General features: G+C 59.0%; 22 protein-coding genes and 1 tRNA gene. 14 read left to right on the top strand and 9 right to left on the bottom strand.

The annotated features are described in order from the left end of the window. The first annotated feature begins 132 nt into the window (after window positions 1-132). The 14 genes from ruvC to nadA all read left to right on the top strand — a co-directional run bounded on the left by ruvC (window position 133) and on the right by nadA (window position 10,972). Entirely contained in the window at window positions 133-657 is a 525-nt protein-coding gene (gene ruvC / locus ACA071_RS24445) for a crossover junction endodeoxyribonuclease RuvC (RefSeq protein WP_008147379.1), read from the top strand. Window positions 658-771: 114 nt separating this feature from the next. After that, complete coding sequence (gene ruvA, locus ACA071_RS24440) at window positions 772-1,389, top strand: Holliday junction branch migration protein RuvA (RefSeq protein ID WP_092278805.1); 618 nt, start codon at window positions 772-774, stop codon at window positions 1,387-1,389. Continuing rightward, window positions 1,390-2,451, top strand: coding sequence for a Holliday junction branch migration DNA helicase RuvB (ruvB, locus tag ACA071_RS24435; protein WP_133838095.1), 1,062 nt, complete (start codon window positions 1,390-1,392; stop codon window positions 2,449-2,451). Window positions 2,452-2,588: 137 nt separating this feature from the next. Continuing rightward, entirely contained in the window at window positions 2,589-3,056 is a 468-nt protein-coding gene (ybgC, locus tag ACA071_RS24430) for a tol-pal system-associated acyl-CoA thioesterase (RefSeq protein WP_054044992.1), read from the top strand. Next, complete coding sequence (gene tolQ, locus ACA071_RS24425; protein WP_054044990.1) at window positions 3,046-3,741, top strand: protein TolQ; 696 nt, start codon at window positions 3,046-3,048, stop codon at window positions 3,739-3,741. The genes ybgC and tolQ overlap by 11 nt, the downstream gene beginning before the upstream one ends. 23 nt (window positions 3,742-3,764) lie before the next feature. After that, window positions 3,765-4,217 (top strand): protein TolR, encoded by a 453-nt coding sequence (gene tolR, locus ACA071_RS24420; protein WP_166656030.1) that lies wholly within the window; start codon window positions 3,765-3,767, stop codon window positions 4,215-4,217. Next, window positions 4,217-5,296 carry a cell envelope integrity protein TolA gene (gene tolA, locus ACA071_RS24415; RefSeq protein ID WP_149657886.1) on the top strand — a complete coding sequence of 360 codons (1,080 nt, stop codon included), beginning with the start codon at window positions 4,217-4,219 and terminating at the stop codon, window positions 5,294-5,296. Before tolR ends, tolA begins: the two co-directional genes overlap by 1 nt. Before the next feature lie 29 nt (window positions 5,297-5,325). Next, window positions 5,326-6,594: a Tol-Pal system beta propeller repeat protein TolB gene (gene tolB / locus ACA071_RS24410; protein WP_497641475.1), complete on the top strand. Its 1,269-nt coding sequence runs from the start codon at window positions 5,326-5,328 to the stop codon at window positions 6,592-6,594. A gap of 52 nt (window positions 6,595-6,646) precedes the next feature. After that, window positions 6,647-7,144, top strand: a complete 498-nt coding sequence (gene pal, locus ACA071_RS24405; RefSeq protein ID WP_003178634.1) for a peptidoglycan-associated lipoprotein Pal — start codon at window positions 6,647-6,649, stop codon at window positions 7,142-7,144. 6 nt (window positions 7,145-7,150) lie between these two features. After that, window positions 7,151-7,996, top strand: coding sequence for a tol-pal system protein YbgF (ybgF, locus tag ACA071_RS24400; RefSeq protein WP_497641474.1), 846 nt, complete (start codon window positions 7,151-7,153; stop codon window positions 7,994-7,996). Window positions 7,997-8,162: 166 nt separating this feature from the next. Then, a complete protein-coding gene (gene queE, locus ACA071_RS24395) occupies window positions 8,163-8,810 on the top strand; it encodes a 7-carboxy-7-deazaguanine synthase QueE (protein ID WP_046032066.1) in 648 nt (215 codons plus the stop codon). Between the two features lies 1 nt (window position 8,811). Then, complete coding sequence (gene queC / locus ACA071_RS24390) at window positions 8,812-9,504, top strand: 7-cyano-7-deazaguanine synthase QueC (protein ID WP_497641473.1); 693 nt, start codon at window positions 8,812-8,814, stop codon at window positions 9,502-9,504. Between the two features lie 63 nt (window positions 9,505-9,567). Continuing rightward, window positions 9,568-9,643: transfer RNA gene (locus tag ACA071_RS24385), tRNA-Lys, on the top strand. Between the two features lie 270 nt (window positions 9,644-9,913). Beyond that, window positions 9,914-10,972 (top strand): quinolinate synthase NadA, encoded by a 1,059-nt coding sequence (gene nadA / locus ACA071_RS24380; RefSeq protein WP_497641472.1) that lies wholly within the window; start codon window positions 9,914-9,916, stop codon window positions 10,970-10,972. Between the two features lie 96 nt (window positions 10,973-11,068). Here nadA and ACA071_RS24375 read toward each other — a convergent pair whose 3' ends face one another. The 9 genes from ACA071_RS24375 to arcC all read right to left on the bottom strand — a co-directional run bounded on the left by ACA071_RS24375 (window position 11,069) and on the right by arcC (window position 21,668). Next, complete coding sequence (locus tag ACA071_RS24375; RefSeq protein ID WP_497641471.1) at window positions 11,069-11,557, bottom strand: RDD family protein; 489 nt, start codon at window positions 11,555-11,557, stop codon at window positions 11,069-11,071. Window positions 11,558-11,653: 96 nt separating this feature from the next. Then, window positions 11,654-11,866: a cold-shock protein gene (locus ACA071_RS24370; RefSeq protein ID WP_003175786.1), complete on the bottom strand. Its 213-nt coding sequence runs from the start codon at window positions 11,864-11,866 to the stop codon at window positions 11,654-11,656. A gap of 392 nt (window positions 11,867-12,258) precedes the next feature. Beyond that, window positions 12,259-13,383, bottom strand: coding sequence for a glycine cleavage system aminomethyltransferase GcvT (gene gcvT / locus ACA071_RS24365; RefSeq protein WP_497641470.1), 1,125 nt, complete (start codon window positions 13,381-13,383; stop codon window positions 12,259-12,261). Window positions 13,384-13,425: 42 nt separating this feature from the next. After that, window positions 13,426-14,802 (bottom strand): L-serine ammonia-lyase, encoded by a 1,377-nt coding sequence (locus ACA071_RS24360; protein WP_497641469.1) that lies wholly within the window; start codon window positions 14,800-14,802, stop codon window positions 13,426-13,428. Window positions 14,803-14,933: 131 nt separating this feature from the next. Further along, on the bottom strand, window positions 14,934-17,786 hold the full coding sequence (gene gcvP / locus ACA071_RS24355) for an aminomethyl-transferring glycine dehydrogenase (protein ID WP_497641468.1): 2,853 nt from the start codon (window positions 17,784-17,786) through the stop codon (window positions 14,934-14,936). A 9-nt stretch (window positions 17,787-17,795) separates the two neighbouring features. Next, on the bottom strand, window positions 17,796-18,179 hold the full coding sequence (gene gcvH / locus ACA071_RS24350) for a glycine cleavage system protein GcvH (protein WP_497641467.1): 384 nt from the start codon (window positions 18,177-18,179) through the stop codon (window positions 17,796-17,798). Window positions 18,180-18,598: 419 nt separating this feature from the next. Next, entirely contained in the window at window positions 18,599-20,107 is a 1,509-nt protein-coding gene (gene gcsR / locus ACA071_RS24345) for a transcriptional regulator GcsR (protein WP_497641466.1), read from the bottom strand. Window positions 20,108-20,318: 211 nt separating this feature from the next. Further along, window positions 20,319-20,675 (bottom strand): DUF5064 family protein, encoded by a 357-nt coding sequence (locus tag ACA071_RS24340; protein WP_497641465.1) that lies wholly within the window; start codon window positions 20,673-20,675, stop codon window positions 20,319-20,321. Between the two features lie 63 nt (window positions 20,676-20,738). Continuing rightward, on the bottom strand, window positions 20,739-21,668 hold the full coding sequence (gene arcC, locus ACA071_RS24335) for a carbamate kinase (protein WP_497641464.1): 930 nt from the start codon (window positions 21,666-21,668) through the stop codon (window positions 20,739-20,741). Window positions 21,669-21,713: the final 45 nt, after the last annotated feature.

Below are 21,713 nucleotides of genomic sequence, written 5' to 3'. Positions count from 1 at the left end.
CTACGCTAAACCTGTAGGAGCTGCCGAAGGCTGCGATCTTTTGTCTTTAAGATCGAAAATCAAAAGATCGCAGCCTTCGGCAGCTCCTACACGGTTATCCTCAGCCAACCGCGATCTCTTCTTGCAGGCGTTATGACTTTAATTCTTGGTATCGACCCCGGTTCGCGCATCACCGGTTATGGCGTGGTACGCGATACCGGGCGTGGCTGCGTGTACGTGGCGTCGGGCTGTATTCGCACCGGCTCCGGCGAGTTGCACGAGCGCCTGCAAATCGTCTATCGCGGCGTGCGGGAAGTCATCCAGACTTACGGTCCAGTGACCATGGGCATCGAAAAGGTCTTCATGGCGCGCAACGCTGACTCGGCGCTGAAACTGGGCCAGGCCCGTGGCGCGGCCATCGTTGCCGGCGCCGAAGAAAGCCTGGAAATTGCTGAATACACCGCGACCCAAGTCAAGCAGGCCGTCACCGGTACCGGCGCGGCGAATAAAGAGCAGGTGCAAATGATGGTCATGCACATGCTGAAACTGACCAGCAAGCCGCAAATCGATGCCTCGGATGCTCTGGCCATCGCCATTTGTCATGCGCACACCCGTTCCAGCCTGTTGCCTCATGGCCTGGGAACGGCACGCAGTCGTGGCGGGCGCCTGCGTCTCTGATAGCATCAGCAATCATTTTTACGGGATAAGGGTTTTGCGCCTGTGTCGTCGGTGCAAAACCCTTGCTCTGTCAGTCGCCAGCAACTGCCTGGCCAACGCTCAAGGATTCGAAACGTGATTGGACGCTTGCGCGGCACTCTGGCTGAGAAACAGCCGCCGCACCTGATTCTGGATGTAAACGGCCTGGGGTATGAGCTGGAAGTGCCCATGACCACGCTGTACCGCTTGCCGTCGGTCGGTGAACCGCTGACCTTGCACACCCATTTAGTCGTACGCGAAGACGCGCAGTTACTCTATGGCTTCTACGGCAAACGTGAGCGAGACTTTTTTCGTGAGTTGATCCGTCTTAATGGTGTAGGGCCGAAACTGGCCCTGGCGTTGATGTCGAGCCTGGAAGTCGATGAACTGGTGCGTTGCGTGCAGTCCCAGGACACCTCGGCGCTGACCAAGGTGCCAGGCGTGGGCAAGAAGACTGCCGAACGCTTGCTGGTGGAACTCAAGGATCGCTTCAAGGCCTGGGAAACCGTGCCGGCGATGTTCGCCCTGGTACCAAACCAGCCGGGTGGGCCGGATGCGCCAGCCCCGGCGGTCACCGCCGAGAGTGATGCGATCAGCGCGCTGGTCTCCCTGGGCTACAAGCCGCAGGAAGCCAGCAAGGCGATTACCTCGATCAAGGAGAAAGGCTTGAGCAGTGAAGACCTGATTCGTCGTGCCCTGAAGGGAATGATTTAAGTGATTGAAGCTGATCGTCTGATTGCCGCCACGCCTGGCCCTCGCGACCGCGAGGAAGTCCAGGACCGGGCGATTCGTCCCCTCAGCCTGGCCGAATACATTGGCCAGCCGACCGTTCGCGAGCAAATGGAGTTGTTCATCCAGGCCGCCCGTGGCCGCAACGAATCCCTGGATCACACGCTGATCTTCGGTCCGCCGGGACTGGGTAAAACCACCCTGGCCAACATCATCGCCCAGGAAATGGGCGTGTCGATCAAAAGCACCTCGGGCCCGGTCCTTGAGCGTCCGGGTGATTTGGCTGCGTTGCTGACCAATCTTGAGCCTCACGACGTACTGTTCATCGACGAAATCCATCGGCTGTCGCCGATCGTCGAAGAAGTGCTGTACCCGGCCATGGAAGATTTCCAGCTCGACATCATGATCGGCGAAGGCCCGGCCGCGCGTTCGATCAAGCTGGATCTGCCGCCGTTCACCCTGGTGGGTGCCACCACCCGGGCCGGCATGCTGACCAACCCGTTGCGCGACCGTTTCGGGATTGTCCAGCGTCTGGAGTTCTACAGCACGGCCGACCTGGCGACGATTGTCATGCGTTCGGCGAACATTCTCGGCCTGCCGCTGGACCCGGAGGGCGCCTTCGAAATCGCTCGCCGCGCCCGTGGCACCCCGCGGATTGCCAACCGCCTGTTGCGCCGGGTACGGGATTTCGCCGAAGTCCGCGCCAAGGGCCACATCACCAAACCAATCGCCGACCTGGCCCTGAACCTGCTGGATGTCGACGAGCGTGGCTTCGATCACCAGGACCGACGCCTGCTCTTGACCATGATCGAGAAGTTCGACGGTGGTCCGGTGGGCGTGGACAGCCTTGCAGCGGCCATCAGCGAAGAGCGCCACACCATTGAAGACGTGCTGGAGCCGTATCTGATCCAGCAAGGCTATATCATGCGTACCCCGCGGGGGCGGGTAGTCACCCGGCACGCGTACCTGCACTTCGGTTTAAACATTCCGTCACGATTGGGCGAGATGCCCGTGGTAGACGAGTTCCTCGATGCAGTAGACGATTAATCACCTTTGCGGGCTGATCGATTGATGGTTTGTGTGGTCCTAGGGGCTCACATGACGAATCTTTCACTAGAAAGCCGCAGAACAATGAAAAACAGTTGCCTCGCCGGATTGGCAACCTGAGGAGTAAGCACTAGAGTATGCGCGCGCAAAACGGGCTTGAGCCGTTCGCACATCGTTGTCGCGTTTATTACGAGGACACCGATGCGGGCGGCATCGTGTATTACGTTAATTACCTCAAGTTTATGGAACGGGCTCGAACCGAGCGGCTCCGGGAACTGGGCTTTGCCCAATCCCAGCTGGCAGGGGAGGACCTGTTGTTCGTCGTGCATTCCAGCGAAGCGCGTTACCACGCGCCGGCGCGACTGGACGACGAGTTGCTGGTAAGCGCTGAAGTAATCGAATTGAACCGTGTCAGCCTGCGCTTTAAACAGCAAGTCAGGCGGGCTACGGATAATGCGCTGCTCTGCGAAGGGCAGTTTTTGGTGGCCTGTGTGCGCACTAATAGTTTGAAACCCCGGGCCATTCCCGAAGCTCTACGTGCGGCCTTTGCCGACGTGAGCGGCGCGGGTACACACTCAAAGCAGGAGATAAAGCGTGGAAGCTAACGTCGTCGACCATTCCTCCATGTGGAGCCTGGTCAGCAATGCCAGCGTCGTGGTGCAGTTGGTAATGCTGATTCTGGTAGCCGCATCGGTGACCTCATGGATCATGATCTTTCAGCGCAGCAACTTGCTGCGTGCCGGTCGACGTGCCCTGGAGAGCTTTGAAGAGCGCTTCTGGTCGGGTATCGATCTGTCCAAACTCTACCGTCAGGCCGGCAGCAACCCTGACCCGGATTCGGGCGTCGAGCAGATCTTCCGTGCCGGTTTCAAGGAATTCTCCCGTCTGCGCCAGCAGCCAGGCGTTGATCCGGAAGCGGTCATGGAAGGCGTGGCTCGTGCCATGCGCGTGGCCATTTCCCGCGAAGAAGAAAAGCTCGAACAGAGCCTGCCGTTCCTCGCCACCGTCGGTTCCGTCAGCCCGTACATCGGTCTGTTCGGTACGGTCTGGGGCATCATGAACTCCTTCCGTGGCCTGGCAACTGCCCAGCAAGCGACCCTGGCCACCGTGGCCCCGGGCATCGCCGAAGCACTGGTGGCTACCGCCATCGGCCTGTTCGCAGCCATCCCGGCCGTTATCGCTTACAACCGTTTTGCTGCTCGCAGCGAAACCCTGCTGAGCCGTTACTACACCTTCGCCGACGAATTCCAGGCGATCCTGCACCGCAAAGTGCACACCAGCGAAGAATAAGCAGGTAATTTCCAATGGCTTTAATCGCTCGAGCTCGCAAAAAGCGCAAGCCGGTCGCCGAGATGAACGTGGTGCCATACATCGACGTGATGCTGGTACTGCTGGTCATCTTCATGGTGACCGCGCCGATGCTCAATCAGGGCGTGAAAGTTGATCTGCCCAAGGTTTCCAGCGAAGCCTTGCCGCAGGACAACAACACCCAGGTCCTGACCATTTCGATCAAGGCTGACAAGACCTACTACTGGAACCTTGGCAGCGAAGTCGACACCGAAAAGCAGCAGGACAAGGCCATGACCTTGCCGCAGATGACCGATGCCGTGACCAAGATCATTCGCGTAGGTACTGAAGGTGGCAAGCGTACCCAGGTGTTCATCCGCGGCGACAAGACCGTCGATTACGGATCCGTAATGGGTGCCATGGGCGGGTTGCAGAAAGCCGGGGTCGGTAATGTTGGCTTGATTACCGAGGCGCCCTGATGCAGCAACAACGAGAGCCAACAGCCTCGGAAAGCTACTTCTGGCCGAGTGTCTGGGCGATTGGCTTGCACGTGCTGGTTTTCGGCATGCTGTTCGTCAGTTTTGCCCTGACGCCTGAGTTGCCGCCGGCCAAGCCTATTGTCCAGGCGACCCTGTACCAGCTGAAATCGAAAAGTCGGGCCGTCACCCAGACCAATCAGAAGATTGCGGGTGAAGCGCAGAAATCTGCTGCGCGCCAGACCGAAGTCGAACAGATGGAACAGAAGAAGGTCGAGCAGGAAGCGGTGAAGGCTGCGGAACAAAAGAAAGAAGAAGCGGCTCAAAAAGCCGAGGAAGCCAAGAAGGCCGACGAGTCCAAGAAGTCTGAGGAAGCTAAAAAGGCTGATGAAGCCAAAAAAGCCGACGAAGCCAAGAAGACCGCCGAAGCCAAAAAGGCCGAAGAGAAACAATTGGCTGATATAGCCAAGAAGAAATCTGAAGAAGAAGCCAAGAAGGCTGCGGAAGAAGAGGCCAAGAAAGCGGCCGCTGAAGAAGCGAAGAAAAAGATCGTCGAAGACGCGAAGAAGAAAGCCGCGGACGACGCCAAGAAGAAAGCTGACGCTGAAGAGGCGAAGAAGAAAGTCGCCGACGAAGCGAAGAAGAAAGCTGCTGCCGATGCTGCGAAGAAGAAATCGCAGGATGCGGCACGTAAATCCGTCGAAGATAAAAAGGCTCAGGCCCTGGCAGATTTGCTTTCCGACAAGCCGGAGCGTCAGCAGGCGTTGGCCGATGAGCAGGGTGATGAAGTCGCCGGCAACTTCGATGATTTGATTCGCTCGCGTGCATCTGAAGGTTGGGCGCAGCCACCGTCGGCCCGCAAGGGCATGAAAGTGATCCTGCAGATCAACATGTTGCCTGACGGAACGATCTCCGGCGTATCGGTAGCTCATTCCAGTGGTGATGTGCCGTTCGACAGTTCAGCGGTAGCGGCAGTAAAAAATATTGGTCGTTTGACCGAAATGCAGGGTTTGAAGGCAAGTGATTTCGCACCCTATCGTTCATTCAAGATGACATTCACACCTGAGGATCTAGCCTTGTGAGAAACCTTCTTCGAGGACTGCTTGTAGTCATGTTCTGCTTTGCAGGATTGGCAACGGCAGATGAAAAAAACATCCTGGTCAGCAGTGGTAGCTCCCAGGCAACTCCAATTGCCGTAGTGCCATTTGGTTTCCAGGGCGGCACCGTGTTGCCGGATGACATGGCCGAAATTATCGGCAATGACCTGCGTAACTCGGGCTATTACTCGCCGATTCCAAAGCAGAACATGATCAGCCAGCCGACCCAGGCCAGCGAAATCATTTTCCGTGACTGGAAAGCCGTGAATGCCCAGTTCATCATGGTCGGCAACATTGTTCCTGCGGGCGGTCGCTTGCAGGTTCAATACTCGCTGTTCAACGTTGCCACCGAGCAAAAAGTATCGGAAGGCAGTGTCTCCGGTACGGTTGATCAGTTGCGCGACATGGCGCACTACATCGCTGACCAGTCGTTCGAAAAGCTCACCGGTATTAAAGGTGCGTTCTCGACTCGCCTGCTGTACGTGACCGCAGAGCGTTTCTCCGAGAAGAACACGCGCTACACGCTGCAACGTTCGGACTATGACGGTGCTCGCGCCGTGACTCTGCTGCAATCGCGCGAGCCAATCCTGTCGCCGCGTTTCGCACCAGATGGCAAGCGCATCGCTTATGTCTCGTTCGAGCAGAAGCGTCCGCGCATCTTCATGCAGAACATCGACACCGGTCGCCGTGAGCAGATCACCAACTTCGAAGGCCTGAATGGCGCGCCAGCCTGGTCGCCGGATGGCAATCGCCTGGCGTTCGTACTGTCGAAAGACGGTAACCCGGACATCTACGTGATGAACCTGGGTTCGCGTCAGATCACTCGTGTCACCAACGGTCCCGGCATCAACACCGAACCGTTCTGGGGTAAGGATGGTTCGACCATCTATTTCACCTCCGACCGTGGCGGAAAGCCGCAAATCTACAAGACCAGCGTCGGTGGCGGCGGTGCTGAGCGCGTTACTTTCATCGGTAATTACAACGCCAACCCGAAACTTTCGGCCGATGAAAAGACCCTGGTGATGATTCACCGCCAGGATGGCTTCACTAATTTCAAGGTGGCGGCCCAGGATTTGCAGCGCGGAAGCGTAAAAATCCTCACTGATAGCACTCTGGACGAGTCGCCTACTGTTGCGCCCAACGGCACCATGGTAATCTACGCCACCCGCCAGCAGGGCCGGGGAGTCTTGATGCTCGTGTCCATTAATGGACGCGTAAGGCTCCCGCTTCCTACCGCACAAGGCGAAGTCAGAGAACCTTCCTGGTCCCCTTACCTGAACTGACGCGGCGCTACACGTTTTACTTAACACACTGGGGTTCATTAGGAGTTTCACGATGGAAATGCTGAAGTTTGGTAAATTTGCTGCGCTGGCTCTGGCCATGGCTGTAGCTGTAGGTTGCTCGTCCAAAGGCGGCGACAATGCCGGTGAAGGCGCTGTTGATCCAAACGCTGGTTACGGCGCTAACACTGGTGCAGTTGACGGCTCCCTGAGCGAAGAAGCTGCTCTGCGCGCAATCACCACTTTCTACTTCGAATACGACAGCTCGGACTTGAAGCCAGAAGCCATGCGCGCTCTGGATGTTCACGCTAAAGACCTGAAAGCAAACGGCGCTCGCGTTGTTCTGGAAGGCAACACCGACGAACGTGGTACTCGTGAGTACAACATGGCACTGGGCGAGCGTCGTGCGAAAGCCGTTCAGCGCTACCTGGTACTGCAAGGTGTTTCCCCAGCTCAGCTGGAACTGGTTTCCTACGGCGAAGAGCGTCCAGTTGCTACCGGCAACGACGAGCAGTCCTGGGCTCAAAACCGTCGCGTCGAACTGCGTAAGTAATTCGTCATGCGAACGTGCCGTCGTGCTGTAACTGTTTTGGCTCTCAGTCTCGCACCGCTTGCGGTGTGGGCTGCGGTTCCTGTGGTCGATGACAACTCCGGTTATAACAATAGCGGGAGCAGTTATCCGCCTGCGGGTTACGGTACGAACGGCGCCTATGCCGGGGGAGGGGTTTCGGCCCCTGTCTCGGCACAGGGCGAGCTGTTCAACCAACTGCAATCCATGCAGGAGCAGATCTCACGCCAACAGGGTGTGATCGAAGTTCTGCAAAATGATGTAGCGCGCATGAAGCAAGAAAGCCTGGAGCGATACCAGGATCTTGATCGGCGCATAGGAACCGGCGTTGCACCAGCCGCCACTCCTGATAATTCTTCCACCGGTGGCACTCTGAATGCCCCCGGTGCAGCAGCCGCTGCAGGCGCAAGTGCAGGAGCGGTCGCCGCTCAAGCCCCTGCCGCCAGCAGTGAACCGGGTGATCCGGCGAAGGAAAAACTGTATTACGATGCAGCCTTCGACCTGATCAAAGCCAAGGATTTCGACAAGGCCAGCCAGGCTTTCGCCGCTTTCCTGCGCAAATACCCGAACAGCCAATACGCGGGTAATGCCCAGTACTGGTTGGGCGAAGTCAACTTGGCCAAAGGCGATCTGCAAGGTGCAGGTCAGGCGTTTGCCAAGGTTTCGCAGCTGTACCCCAAGCACGCCAAAGTGCCTGACTCGCTGTACAAGCTGGCTGATGTAGAGCGCCGCCTGGGTCATGCCGACAAGGTCAAAGGCATTCTGCAGCAGGTGGTGTCGCAATATCCGGGCACTTCCGCCGCTCAGCTGGCCCAACGCGATCTGCAGCGCATGTAAGCCTGTTTGACCCGTTTTGAAGAAACCCGCACTCGTTGCGGGTTTTTTCGTTAGAATTCACGCCCTTTTTCTGAAACACGCTTTTTGGGATTCGCGCGTTGGCGGGGTTCCTTGAAGAGCCTGACGGAGGCGGACAGCCTGTTTAGCTGTTACGCCCGTGGCGACTATGCAAGACACATTGAGAATCACCGAAGTTTTCTACTCTTTGCAGGGTGAAACGCGGACTGCCGGGCTGCCCACTGTTTTTGTGCGCCTGACCGGTTGCCCATTGCGTTGCCAATACTGCGACAGCGCCTACGCGTTCACCGGTGGCACCATTCGCCCCCTCGACGATATCCTCGAGCAAGTGGCCGGTTTTCGTCCGCGCTACGTGTGTGTCACCGGCGGCGAGCCGTTGGCGCAACCCAATGCCATCCCATTGCTCAAGCAGTTGTGCGACGCCGGTTACGAAGTGTCACTGGAAACCAGTGGTGCTCTCGATATCTCGGCTGTAGATTCCCGGGTCAGTCGCGTCGTCGACCTGAAAACCCCAGGTTCGAAAGAAGCGCACCGCAACCGCTACGAGAACATCGAACTGCTGACGCCCAACGACCAGGTGAAGTTTGTCATCTGCTCGCGGGAAGACTACGACTGGGCTGTGTCCAAGCTGATCCAGTACGGTCTTGATCGACGGGCCGGCGAAGTCCTGTTCTCGCCAAGTCACCATGACCTCAATGCACGGGACCTGGCTGATTGGGTGGTGGCGGACAACCTGCCAGTGCGTCTGCAATTGCAGCTGCATAAATATCTTTGGAATGACGAGCCGGGGCGCTGATATGACTGAACAACTGAATACGACCGAAAAACGTGCTGTGATCCTGCTGTCCGGCGGCCTGGACTCGGCCACAGTCGTGGCCATGGCTCGCGCTGAAGGCTACGCCTGTTACACCATGAGCTTCGACTACGGTCAGCGCTCTCACGCCGAATTGCACGCCGCTGCACGTGTCGCTCGCGATTTGGGTGTGATCGAGCACAAGGTGATCGGTCTGAACCTGGACGGTATGGGCGGCTCGGCACTGACTGACAGCAGCATCGCTATTCCGGAAGCGCCGGGTGAAGGTATCCCGGTGACGTACGTACCGGCGCGCAACACGGTGTTTCTGTCCCTGGCACTTGGCTGGGCTGAAGTGCTCGGTGCCCGCGACATCTTCATCGGTGTGAACGCGGTCGATTACTCCGGTTACCCGGACTGCCGTCCCGAGTTCATCGAATCCTTCGAGCGTATGGCTAATCTGGCGACTAAGGCCGGCGTAGAGGGCAACGGTTTCCGTATCCAGGCGCCGCTGCAGAACCTGAGCAAGGCGCAGATCGTCCAGGCGGGCGTGAAGCTCGGCGTCGATTACGGGCTGACCGTTTCCTGCTATCAGGCCGACGATAACGGCCGTGCGTGCGGTAAATGCGACAGCTGCCGCTTGCGTGCAGAAGGCTTCGCAACAGCCGGAATCAGCGACCCAACACCTTATTTTTGATTTATTTCAAATTAGGTGTTGAATAGTCCTTAAAAATCAGTATTATACGCGCCACCACACAGCGGGTCGTTAGCTCAGTTGGTAGAGCAGTTGGCTTTTAACCAATTGGTCGTAGGTTCGAATCCCACACGACCCACCATTTTTGTAGCAGTTTTAAAAGTCTGGAAGGCCCACGCAAGTGAGGATTTCCGGATTTTTTTTTGCCCACGATTTGAGCTCGACTCAACGCGGGGCTACACCGCATGACGCAGGTCAGAATCATCTTTTGCAACCACGGGATATTCTGTAGCCTTGCCCAGCTCCAACGCTCTGCCTGATGAATACTCACTCTCCCGGCGGTACCCCTAAAGGGTCCGGAGCCGGGTGTATACTCGACTTTCGCGCGAAAGCGCCCGCAGGTCTTGCGATCATGACGCAAATTTCCGAACGCCTACTGGTTCAAGCTCATCTCGACGCCAAGCAGCCCAAGCCGCTGACTGCCGAGGAAGAGGCTTATTACCGTGCTGCCATCGCCGCCGAGCTCAAGGCTCAGGACGCGGTGCTGGTGGCCCACTTCTATTGCGATCCGGTGATTCAGGCCCTGGCCGAAGAAACCGGTGGCTGCGTCTCCGACTCCCTGGAAATGGCGCGCTTCGGTAATGCCCATCCGGCCAAGACCGTGGTGGTCGCCGGTGTGAAGTTCATGGGTGAGACCGCGAAGATTCTCAATCCCGAAAAACGCGTACTGATGCCGACCCTGGACGCGACCTGCTCGCTGGACCTGGGTTGCCCGGTGGATGAGTTCTCGGCGTTCTGCGATCAGCACCCGGAACGTACGGTGGTGGTGTATGCCAACACCTCGGCAGCGGTCAAGGCTCGGGCCGATTGGGTGGTGACTTCAAGTTGCGCGCTGGAGATCGTCGAAAGCCTGATGGACAACGGCGAAACAATCATCTGGGGGCCGGACAAGCACCTGGGCACTTACATCCAGCGCAAGACCGGTGCCGACATGCTGTTGTGGGACGGTGCCTGCATCGTGCACGAAGAGTTCAAGTCCAAGCAGCTTGAGGACATGAAGGCGCTGTACCCGGACGCGGCCATTCTGGTGCACCCGGAGTCGCCGACCGCGGTAATCGAACTGGCGGATGCCGTCGGCTCCACCAGTCAGTTGATCGCAGCGGCGCAAAGCCTGCCGAACAAGACCTTTATCGTTGCCACCGACCGCGGCATTTTCTACAAGATGCAGCAGCTGTGCCCGGACAAGGTCTTCATTGAGGCCCCTACGGCCGGTAACGGTGCCGCGTGCCGCAGTTGCGCACACTGCCCGTGGATGGCGATGAATACCCTTGAGCGCACGCTGAAGAGCTTGAAAGAAGGGACGAACGAGATCTTTGTCGATCCAGCGTTGATTCCGCAGGCGATTCGGCCGTTGAAGCGGATGCTGGACTTTACCCAGGCGGCGCGGATGAAGTTGGCTGGGAACGCTTAAGCGTAGTATCAAAAGGCAAGATCAAAAGATCGCAGCCTTCGGTGACTCCTACAGGCGCGTAGGAGTCGCCGAAGGCCGCGATCTTTTTTGTGGCTGTTACTTGGTCTTCTTCGGAATCCGCACCAACTGCGTATTCGAATACATGTCATGCCAGCTGCGTTTCTGCTTATCAAACAGCGGCCAAAGAAACCCCAGGCCGACGCACAACCAAGACGCAATCGACACCACAAATCGTAACAACGCCTGCCACAAGCTGATGGACGAACCATCGGCATTCTGTACGCGGATACACCAGACCTGCATGCCCAGGGTCTGGCCCGACCAGGTCCAGAACTTGGCGAAGAAACCAAACAGCACAAAAAACAGCACCGTCGACTGCAATGGATCACCGTCCAGTGCGCCGGCTTCGGTCAACGTCCGCATCTTGTCTTCACCGATGATCGCTATCTGGATCAGCTTGTAGATACCGCTGGTGACGATCAGCAGGGCGGTGCACAACAGAAAGTCATAGAACATCGCTGCCAGGCGACGACCCAAAGTGGCGGCGGGGAAGTCGCCCTGGGGGTTGAGCAGGTGTTTCGACATGGCAGCCTCTGGGCGAAAAAAGAAAGCCATTTTACGGATTTACGCGCACAAAAAAGCCCCTGATGTCAGCATCAGGGGCTTTTTCGTTACAGAAGGTTAGGCTTCTGCTTGTACTTCATCAGCCTGCATGCCTTTTTGGCCTTGCACAGCGACGAAAGTCACTTTCTGGCCTTCTTTCAGGCTCTTGAAGCCGTTGCCCTGGATGGCGCGGAAATGCACGAACAGATCCGGACCGCTTTCAGGAGTGATAAAACCAAAACCTTTCTCGTCGTTAAACCACTTGACGGTACCGCTCTGACGTTGGGACATTTCTTATTTCCTTTGACGCAAAATTAATGACAGCCTCCTTCTCATGAAAGAGTACTGGGGCTGGTTGCAGGAGAGTAAGAAGACGTCGAACGGGATGTAGCTAACTTGTAGGCTACTGCCCAGGTCACGATTCCAAGCGACCCATGCAAACACAGTGAACAAACTCTACGCCAACTAGCCGATAAAAAACAAGCCCCTGTGAGGGGCCCGGTTTTGCTCAGGTTGGTGGCTGTTAGTCAGTCCACTAGTGCGGGCTTATTCGATAGCGGTGCTCAATTGTTTTCGATCGTTATAAGCCAAGTTCATTATCGAACGGTTGCACTGTTTTATGGCGGTTGCGTTACAGATTAGTGCACTGTTAACGCAGCCGCGTTACTTATAGAAACAGGCAATCAACCACGGTAGTAGCGTTGTGGAACAAATGGCATTTTGCTTACAAGCAAAGGCACCTTTTTCCCACGAACGATGGCCCATACTGGTGTTTCCAGAGTGATGTAGGCGCTATCGAGGTAACCCATGGCCAACGGACCACCGAGGGTCGGCCCGAAGCCGCCGCTGCACACGCTGCCGATGATCTCACCGGCTTCGTTGACGATCTCTGCGCCTTCGCGCACGGGGGTGCGTTCTTGCGGCAGCAGGCCAACGCGCTTGCGGCTGACGCCGCCCTGTTGTTGCGCGAATACGGTTTCAGCGCCAGGGAAGCCGCCAGCCCGCGCGCCATCGGCACGACGTGGCTTGGAGATGGCCCACAACAGGCTCGCCTCGATAGGGGTGGTCTCGGTGTTCATGTCGTGGCCGTAGAGGCACAGACCGGCTTCCAGGCGCAGGGAGTCACGAGCGCCGAGGCCGATAGCCGCCACTTCAGGTTCAGCCAACAGCGCACGAGCCAGAGCTTCGGCGTTGGCGGCCGGCACGGAGATTTCGAAACCGTCTTCACCGGTGTAGCCCGAACGGCTGACAAAGCAGTCCACGCCCAGCAGTTTCACGCGGGCGAACTGCATGAAAGTCATCTTCGCCACTTCAGGCGCCAGACGTGCGAGCACAGTCACCGCAGCCGGACCCTGCAGGGCCAGCAGCGCACGCTCTTCGAACAGCGGTGAGAGGGTGCACTGGTCACCAATGTGCTTGCGCAGGTGCGCCAGGTCCTGATCCTTGCACGCGGCGTTGACCACCAGGAACAGCTCGTCATTACCGAGGTTGGCAACCATCAGATCGTCAAGAATGCCGCCAGTCTCGTTGGTGAACATTGCATAGCGCTGCATGCCCACCGGCAAGTCGATGATGTCCACCGGCACCAGGGTTTCCAGGGCCTTGGCGGCATTGGCGCCGGTCAGGCGGATCTGGCCCATGTGCGAGACATCGAACAGCCCGGCCTGATCACGGGTGTGCTGGTGTTCTTTCATCACGCCCAGCGGGTATTGCACCGGCATGTCGTAGCCGGCGAACGGCACCATGCGCGCGCCGAGTTCGATGTGCAGGGCGTGCAGCGGGGTTTTCAGCAATTGTTCGGTGGACATATTCAGCTCCTGAAAAAGTGTGCAGATGCCAATGCGCGCGCATCAGCACTCGATAATGTTGACCGCCAAACCGCCACGGGCGGTTTCCTTGTATTTGCTTTTCATGTCGGCGCCGGTCTGGCGCATGGTGCGGATGACCTTGTCCAGCGAGACGAAGTGTTGCCCGTCGCCGCGCAGGGCCATGCGCACCGCATTAATGGCTTTCACCGAGCCCATGGCGTTGCGCTCAATGCACGGCACTTGCACCAGCCCGCCAATCGGGTCGCAGGTCAGGCCGAGGTTGTGTTCCATGCCGATTTCGGCGGCGTTTTCCACTTGCGAAACGCTGCCGCCGAGGACTTCGCAAAGGGCACCGGCCGCCATTGAGCAAGCGACGCCGACCTCACCCTGACAGCCGACTTCGGCGCCGGAGATCGAGGCGTTTTCTTTGTACAGAATGCCGATCGCGGCGGCGGTCAGCAGAAAACGCACGACGCCGTCTTCGTTGGCGCCGGGGATGAAGCGCATGTAGTAATGCAATACCGCCGGGACGATCCCCGCCGCACCGTTAGTGGGCGCCGTGACCACGCGCCCACCATTGGCGTTTTCTTCGTTGACCGCCAGCGCGTAGAGGTTGACCCAGTCCAGCACCGACAGCGGATCGCGCAGGGCTGATTCCGGGTTCTTGCACAGTTGCCGATGCAGCGCCGCCGCCCGGCGTTTGACTTTCAAACCTCCGGGCAGGATGCCTTCGTTGCGACACCCGGCGGCGACGCAGTCCTGCATCACTTGCCAGATGTTCAGCAGACCGGCGCGGGTTTCCGCTTCCGGGCGCCAGGCGCTTTCGTTGGTCAGCATCACCTGGCTGATCGACAAGCCATAGGTGGCGCAGTGCGCGAGCAGGTCCTTGGCGCTTTTGAACGGGAAGGTCAGCGGCGTGGCGTCCTCAACGATGCGGTCGGCGCCAGCGGCGTCTTCATCGACAACGAAACCGCCGCCCACCGAGTAATACTCGCGGCTGCGGATCTGTATGCCAGCCGCATCGAAGGCGCGAAAGATCATGCCGTTGGGGTGATAGGCCAACGGTTTGCGGATCATCGCCAGATGCAGCTTTTCATTGAATTCGATGGAGTGTTCACCGAGCAGGTTCAAACGCCCATTGCCGCGAATCTCTTGCAGGCGCGCAGCGACGGTTTCGGTGTTCACGGTGTCCGGGTGTTCGCCTTCCAGGCCGAGCAACACAGCCTTGTCGCTGCCATGTCCTTTACCCGTGGCGCCGAGCGAGCCGTAAAGCTCGACTTTGACGCAGGTGGTCGCGGCCAGCAGTCCTTCACGGCGCAAACCTTCGGCGAAACGTGCCGCAGCACGCATCGGGCCGACGGTGTGGGAGCTGGAGGGACCGATGCCAATCTTGAACAGGTCGAACACGCTTAACGACATGAGTTGTTCTCCGGTTTCTTGTTATAGGCGCGCGCAAGCGCGCGAGCGCTAAGCGGCAAGCTACAAGCTGCAAGTTAAAGCCGATCAGCTCGTTCTTGCAGCTTGATGCTTGAAGCTTAAGGCTGTTTTTCTTAAGCGTAGCTTTCGATCGACGGGCAAGCGCACACGAGGTTGCGATCGCCAAACACGTTGTCGACACGACCGACCGGCGGCCAGTACTTGCCTTCGATCAGCGAAGCGACCGGATACACCGCTTGCTCACGGCTGTACGGATGCGTCCACTCGCCAACGATTTCCGCCGCGGTGTGCGGAGCGTTTTTCAGCGGGTTGTCGTCCTTGTCCAGGGTGCCGTTTTCCACCGCGCGGATTTCTTCGCGGATGCGGATCATGGCGTCGCAGAAGCGGTCCAGTTCTTCCTTGGATTCGCTTTCGGTCGGCTCGATCATCAGCGTGCCGGCGACCGGGAACGACATGGTCGGGGCGTGGAAGCCGAAGTCGATCAGGCGCTTGGCGACGTCATCGACGCTGATGCCGCTGCTGTCTTTCAGTGGACGCAAATCGAGGATGCATTCGTGTGCCACCAGGCCGTTGCTGCCGGTGTACAGCACCGGGTAATGCTCTTCGAGGCGACGGGAAATGTAGTTGGCATTCAGGATCGCCAGTTGCGAAGCCCGTTTCAGACCCGCGCCACCCATCATCCGAATGTACATCCAAGTGATCGGCAGAATGCTCGCGCTGCCGAACGGTGCCGCGCAGACCGCGCCTTCTTTACGCTCCATGGTGCCGTGACCCGGCAGGAATGGGGTCAGGTGCGATTTCACGCCAATCGGGCCAACGCCTGGGCCGCCACCGCCGTGAGGGATGCAGAAGGTTTTGTGCAGGTTCAAGTGGCTCACGTCGCCGCCGAACTTGCCCGGGGCGCAGAGGCCGACCATCGCGTTCATGTTGGCGCCGTCGATGTACACCTGGCCGCCGTGGTCATGAATGATGCCGCAGATTTCGCGGATGCCTTCTTCGAACACGCCGTGGGTCGACGGGTACGTGATCATCAGCGCGGCGAGGTGCTCGCGGTGCTCGATGGCCTTGGCGCGCAGGTCTTCGATGTCGACGTTGCCACGGGCATCGCACGCGGTCACAACGACGCGCATGCCGGCCATGTTGGCGGTGGCCGGGTTGGTGCCGTGGGCGGACGACGGGATCAGGCAGATGTCGCGACGGTCTTCGCCACGGCTCTGGTGATAGGCGCGAATCGCCAGCAGACCGGCGTATTCACCTTGCGAACCGGCGTTCGGTTGCAGCGAGATCGCGTCGTAACCGGTGGCGGCGCAGAGCATCGCTTCCAGTTCGTCGGTCAGTTGCTGATAACCGGCGCTTTGCTCGGCCGGGGCGAACGGGTGCAGGGCACCGAACTCGGCCCAGGTCACCGGGATCATTTCGCTGGCGGCGTTGAGTTTCATGGTGCACGAACCCAGCGGGATCATGGTGCGATCCAGCGCCAGATCCTTATCGGCGAGCTTGCGCAGGTAGCGCATCAGCTCGGTTTCCGAGTGGTAGCGGTTGAACACCGGGTGGCTGAGGATCGCCGATTGGCGAACCAGCGCGGCCGGGATGGTGCTTTGAACGTTTGCAGCCAATGCCGCGAAATCTGGCAGCGCTTTGCCGTCGGCCAGCACGCTCCACAGAGTTTCGACGTCAGCTTGCGAAGTGGTTTCGTCGAGGGACAGGCCCAGACGTTCCGTATCGACGACGCGCAGGTTGATCTGCTGGGCGCGTGCCTTGTCGTGCAGCTTGGCAGTGTTGGCGCCGGTCTTGATCGTCAGGGTGTCGAAGAAGCTGGCTTGCTCGACGTTCAGGCCCAGTGCATTCAAGCCTTTGGCCAGAATCGCGGTCAGGTGATGAATGCGGTTGGCGATCTGGGTCAGGCCTTTCGGACCGTGGTACACGGCGTACATGCTGGCGATGTTGGCCAACAGCACTTGGGCGGTGCAGATGTTGCTGGTGGCCTTCTCGCGGCGAATATGTTGCTCGCGGGTCTGCATCGCCAGGCGCAGGGCCGGCTTGCCGAAACGGTCCACGGAGACACCGACCAGACGGCCCGGCATGTCGCGCTTGAACGCATCTTTGGTAGAGAAGTACGCCGCGTGCGGACCGCCGAAGCCCAGCGGAACGCCGAAGCGCTGGGCGCTGCCGATGGCCACGTCAGCGCCGAACTCGCCCGGCGGAGCCAGCACGGTCAGGGCCAGCAGGTCAGCCGCCACCGCTACCAAAGCGTTGGCGGCGTGGAAACGTTCGGTCAGTTCGCGGTAGTCGAAGACGTCACCGTTGCTGGCCGGGTATTGCAGCAGGGCGCCGAAGAACGGCGTCACGTCGGTCAGTTCGAGTTCGTCGCCGACCACGACGTCGATGCCCAATGGCTCGGCACGGGTGCGCAGCACGTCGAGGGTTTGCGGGTGGCAATGCACGGAAGCGAAGAAGGCGTGGCTGCCCTTGTTCTTGCTCAGGCGTTTGCAGAAAGTCATGGCTTCGGCGGCAGCGGTGGCTTCGTCGAGCAGCGAGGCGTTAGCGATCGGCAGGCCGGTCAGGTCGCTGATCAGGGTCTGGAAGTTCAGCAGCGCTTCGAGACGGCCCTGGGAAATTTCTGGCTGGTACGGGGTGTACGCGGTGTACCAGGCCGGGTTTTCCAGCAGGTTGCGCAGGATCGGCGATGGCGTGTGGGTGCCGTAGTAGCCCAGGCCGATGTAGGTCTTGAACAGTTGGTTCTTGGCGGCGATACCTTTGATCAACGCCAGGGCGTCGGCTTCGCTGAGGCCGTCGTCCATGCCGAGGACGCTGGTGCCCTTGATGCTTTCCGGAATGACGCTGGCGCTCAGGGCTTCCAGGGAGTCGAAACCGAGGCTGTTGAGCATGGCTTGCTCATCGCCGGAGCGCGGGCCGATGTGGCGGGCGATGAATTCGTTGGCGGTGCTGAGATTTACTTGAGACATGTCGGTTCCTCAGGCTTCGGCGTTGGCTTTGATCAGACGGTCGTACGCGTCCTGATCCAGCAATTGGGCAACAGCCGATGCGTCGGTTGGGCGGAAGCGGAAGAACCAGCCTTCGCCCAGCGGATCTTCGTTGACCAGTTCAGGGCTGCTGTCGAGCGCCGGGTTCACTTCCAGCACGTCACCGTTCAATGGCATGTACACGCCGCTGGCGGCTTTTACCGATTCCACGGTGGCGGCTTCAGCGCCTTTGTCGTAGGACTGCAGCTCAGGCAGTTGTACGAAAACCACGTCGCCCAAGGCGTTCTGCGCAAAAGCGGTAATGCCGACTGTGACGCTGCCGTCAGCTTCGGTGCGCAGCCATTCGTGATCTTCAGTAAAACGCAACTCGCTCATGGAAACTCCTAAGGGGGCCAGACTCGTCTGGTGGACGCGATTGAATGCTTGGGCTAAAGCCCTTCTTTATGAGCGGTTACTAAGCAAAATCGCGGCCAATAGTATTAAATCGTTATAAATCAATAGCTTGTGTGTTTTTGATGAGCGAGCGAATGGAATGCCTGTAGCGAAATCGCTACAGCCTGAGGCAAAGAAAAAAGCGTAACGGGATCAAAGCCTTGCACAGCGGTGATCAAAGGAGGGTGTATCGATATCGTTCCGCTGTAGCGCTTTCAGTACAGATGAAGGTCGCTTTTGAGTTGAATAAAGATCGTTCCCATGCTCCGCGTGGGAATGCCTCAATGGACGCTCTGCGTCCGCTTTGGGACGCGGAGCGTCCCGGGCTGCATTCCCACGCAGAGCGTGGGAACGATCAAGTCTCAGGGCTTGTTGGGAATGCCGTACTTGCGTAACCGGTGGGCAATCGCGGTATGGGAGGTTTGTAGCCGATTCGCCAGTTGCCGAGTCGAGGGATAGCTGACGTAAAGTTTTTCCAGCAACGTCTTCTCAAACTCTTCCATCGCCTGCTCAAGGCTATCCACTTCACTGTCGCTCTGCCGCGCCACGGACGTGCCCGCAATGTCGAGATCACCAATGTCCACCAGACTGCTTTCGCAAATCGCGGCGGCGCGGAAGATCACGTTTTGCAATTGCCGTACGTTGCCCGGCCAGCGGTTGCCCAGCAGCGCCGGGTAAGTGCCCGGTGCCAGGCGACAGACCGGGCGCTGGATTTGCGCGCAGGCTTGCTGCATGAAGTAGCGCGCGAGCAACAGAATGTCCTGGCCGCGTTCACGAAGCGGCGGGACTTCGACGTTGAGCACGTTGAGGCGATAGAACAGGTCTTCGCGGAAGGTGCCTTCGCTGACCATTTTTTCCAGGTCGCGGTGGGTGGCGCTGAGGATCCGTACGTTGACCTTGACCTCGCGATCACCGCCCACGCGACGAAAACTGCCGTCGTTCAAAAACCGCAGCAACTTGGCCTGCAAGTACGGCGACATCTCGCCGATTTCATCGAGGAACACCGTGCCTTGGTTCGCCAGTTCCATCAGCCCCGGTTTGCCACCCCGTTGCGCACCGGTGAAGGCGCCGGGGGCGTAGCCGAACAATTCGCTTTCGGCGAGGTTCTCCGGTAATGCTGCGCAGTTCAAGGCGAGGAATGGCGCACTGTGCCGCGCACTGATGGCGTGGCAGGCCCGGGCCACCAATTCTTTGCCGGTGCCGGTTTCGCCCTGGATCAACAACGGTGCATCAAGGGCCGCCACACGCTGGGCGCGGGCCTTGAGCGTACGAATCGCCGGGGACTCGCCGAGCAGCGCATCGAAACCTTCGGCGTGGTCATGGTGCAAGGCCGACAGGCGTTCACCGATGCGGCTCGGTTGATACAGCGTCAGCAAGGCGCCAGCGTCGGTGATCGGCGTGGCGTCCAGCAGCAGGGTCTGGCCGTTGACGGTGATCTCGCGCAGCGGCAGGCGAAAACCGTTTTCCAGCAAGGTATCGAGCAACGCCGGGTCGGCAAACAGCTCGGCAATGCTTTCACCGGCCGGTTCGCGACCGTACAGGGCAATCAGCGCCGGGTTGGCCAGCAACACTTTGCCGGCGCTGTCGAGGGCCAGCACCGGGTCGGTCATGGCCGCGAGCAACGCGTCGAGCTGCAAGTGCCGGCGTTGGCCGGGCAGGATGTCGACCACCGTCATCGCCTGCACGCCGCGTACGCTGAGCAACGCGTCGCGCAATTCTTCAAGGACTTCCGGGCTCAGGGTCGGGGCGTCGATGTAGACGTTGGGCGGAACCATTTCCACCGCATCCAGATTGAGATTGCGCCCACCGAGCAAGGCCAGGACTTCCTGGGTAATGCCGACGCGGTCGATGAAGCTGACGTGGATACGCATGGGGCGGTTTTTGATTCTGGCGTGCGGAGGGGGCAAGTATGCCTTGGCGGAGGGGGTTAGGTGAAATCCTGGACGGATGATCGTTCCCACGCTCTGCGTGGGAATGCTGCCCGGGACGCTCCGCGCCCCTTCAGAGCCGAACGCGGAGCGTCCGTTGCGGCATTCCCACGCAGAGCGTGGGAACGATCAGGGTGAGGGGTGGCCCTCAAACTCACTCGAGATGTTCGGGGTTCACCGGATCACCGGATTTCATATCCAGCTGCACCCGCACATCTTCAAACATCGCGTCGTAATGCTTGTGCACCGAGCCGATGCCGCTGTGGGTCTTGGGAATGCCGTATTGCTCGGCGATTTTCGTCACGTTGCTGGCGAAGTTATAGGCCTGATCCTTGGGCAGGAAAAATGACTCTTCCATGTCCTTGCCCAGGATGTTGCCGTGCACGGTGAACTGCATGCCTTTTTCCGGATCCTGGGTGACTTCATAGTCAATGCACAGGTTGTAGCTGACATCGTCGTCATTCAGCGCGTGGCGCTCGATGTGCAAGTGACCGGGCTCGAACGTAGCCATATTCATCTCTCCTTCGAAGGCATTGGAGAACGGCAGACCCCGGGCCTGCCGCCGAGTTTCTTTTTAAAGGTAAGTAATGCCGGGTGTCGCCGTGCTGATGCGGGTGCCGGCCTTGCCCTGGACGATCGCTTCGATGTCCGAGAGTGAACCGATGACCGCGACTTTGCCAGTTTTGCGGGCGAACTCACACGCGGCCTGGACTTTCGGCCCCATGGAGCCGGCGGCGAAGCCGAGTTTTTCCATGTCGTCGGGGTGGGCCTGGGCGATGGCTTTCTGGGTGGGTTTGCCGAAGTCGATAAACGCGGCGCTGACGTCGGTGGCGATCACCAGCAGATCGCTTTCAAGTTGTTCAGCCAACAGTGCCGAGCACAGGTCTTTGTCGATCACCGCCTCCACGCCTTCGAGTTTGCCGCTGCTGCCGTACATCGTCGGGATACCGCCACCGCCGGCACAAATGACGATGCTGCCCTTGTCCAGCAGCCACTTGATCGGGCGGATTTCGAAGATGCGTTTTGGCCGTGGACTGGCCACCACACGGCGGTATTTGTCGCCATCGGGGGCAATCGCCCAGCCTTTTTCGGTGGCGAGTTTTTCTGCTTCCGCTTTCGAGTACACCGGGCCGATGGGTTTGGTCGGGTTCTGGAACGCCGGGTCATTGGCATCGACTTCGACTTGGGTCAGCAGTGTGGCGAATGGCACTTCGAAGTCCAGCAGGTTGCCCAGTTCCTGTTCGATGATGTAGCCGATCATGCCTTCGGTTTCGGCGCCGAGCACGTCCAGCGGGTAGGGCGAAACCGAGGTGTAAGCTGCCGCTTGCAGCGACAGCAGGCCGACTTGCGGGCCATTGCCGTGGGCGATGACCAGTTGATTGCCGGGGTAGATCCTGGCGATCTGTTCGGTGGCGACGCGGATGTTGGCGCGTTGATTGTCCGCGGTCATGGGTTCACCACGGCGGAGCAGGGCGTTACCGCCCAGGGCAACGACGATACGCATAATGCAGTCCTTTCAGAAAAGGGTACGGGCAACACGATGATCGTT

It is taken from the genome of Pseudomonas sp. LBUM1646 (assembly GCF_059716165.1).
Note: the sequence above shows the minus strand (reverse complement) of the source record. Positions and strands in the feature narration are given on the sequence as shown.

What these genes read in the sequence shown, in the direction of transcription:
- gcvH (WP_497641467.1), bottom strand. Translation starts at nt 18,179, where the DNA reads ATGAGCGAGTTGCGTTTTACTGAAGATCACGAATGGCTGCGCACCGAA.
- ACA071_RS24360 (WP_497641469.1), bottom strand. Translation starts at nt 14,802, where the DNA reads ATGTCGTTAAGCGTGTTCGACCTGTTCAAGATTGGCATCGGTCCCTCC.
- ruvC (WP_008147379.1), top strand. Translation starts at nt 133, where the DNA reads ATGACTTTAATTCTTGGTATCGACCCCGGTTCGCGCATCACCGGTTAT.
- ACA071_RS24370 (WP_003175786.1), bottom strand. Translation starts at nt 11,866, where the DNA reads ATGTCCCAACGTCAGAGCGGTACCGTCAAGTGGTTTAACGACGAGAAA.
- arcC (WP_497641464.1), bottom strand. Translation starts at nt 21,668, where the DNA reads ATGCGTATCGTCGTTGCCCTGGGCGGTAACGCCCTGCTCCGCCGTGGT.
- ybgF (WP_497641474.1), top strand. Translation starts at nt 7,151, where the DNA reads ATGCGAACGTGCCGTCGTGCTGTAACTGTTTTGGCTCTCAGTCTCGCA.
- gcvP (WP_497641468.1), bottom strand. Translation starts at nt 17,786, where the DNA reads ATGTCTCAAGTAAATCTCAGCACCGCCAACGAATTCATCGCCCGCCAC.
- nadA (WP_497641472.1), top strand. Translation starts at nt 9,914, where the DNA reads ATGACGCAAATTTCCGAACGCCTACTGGTTCAAGCTCATCTCGACGCC.
- tolB (WP_497641475.1), top strand. Translation starts at nt 5,326, where the DNA reads ATGTTCTGCTTTGCAGGATTGGCAACGGCAGATGAAAAAAACATCCTG.
- gcsR (WP_497641466.1), bottom strand. Translation starts at nt 20,107, where the DNA reads ATGCGTATCCACGTCAGCTTCATCGACCGCGTCGGCATTACCCAGGAA.
- ACA071_RS24340 (WP_497641465.1), bottom strand. Translation starts at nt 20,675, where the DNA reads ATGGCTACGTTCGAGCCCGGTCACTTGCACATCGAGCGCCACGCGCTG.
- ACA071_RS24375 (WP_497641471.1), bottom strand. Translation starts at nt 11,557, where the DNA reads ATGTCGAAACACCTGCTCAACCCCCAGGGCGACTTCCCCGCCGCCACT.
- ybgC (WP_054044992.1), top strand. Translation starts at nt 2,589, where the DNA reads ATGCGCGCGCAAAACGGGCTTGAGCCGTTCGCACATCGTTGTCGCGTT.
- gcvT (WP_497641470.1), bottom strand. Translation starts at nt 13,383, where the DNA reads ATGTCCACCGAACAATTGCTGAAAACCCCGCTGCACGCCCTGCACATC.
- tolA (WP_149657886.1), top strand. Translation starts at nt 4,217, where the DNA reads ATGCAGCAACAACGAGAGCCAACAGCCTCGGAAAGCTACTTCTGGCCG.
- queC (WP_497641473.1), top strand. Translation starts at nt 8,812, where the DNA reads ATGACTGAACAACTGAATACGACCGAAAAACGTGCTGTGATCCTGCTG.
- pal (WP_003178634.1), top strand. Translation starts at nt 6,647, where the DNA reads ATGGAAATGCTGAAGTTTGGTAAATTTGCTGCGCTGGCTCTGGCCATG.
- queE (WP_046032066.1), top strand. Translation starts at nt 8,163, where the DNA reads ATGCAAGACACATTGAGAATCACCGAAGTTTTCTACTCTTTGCAGGGT.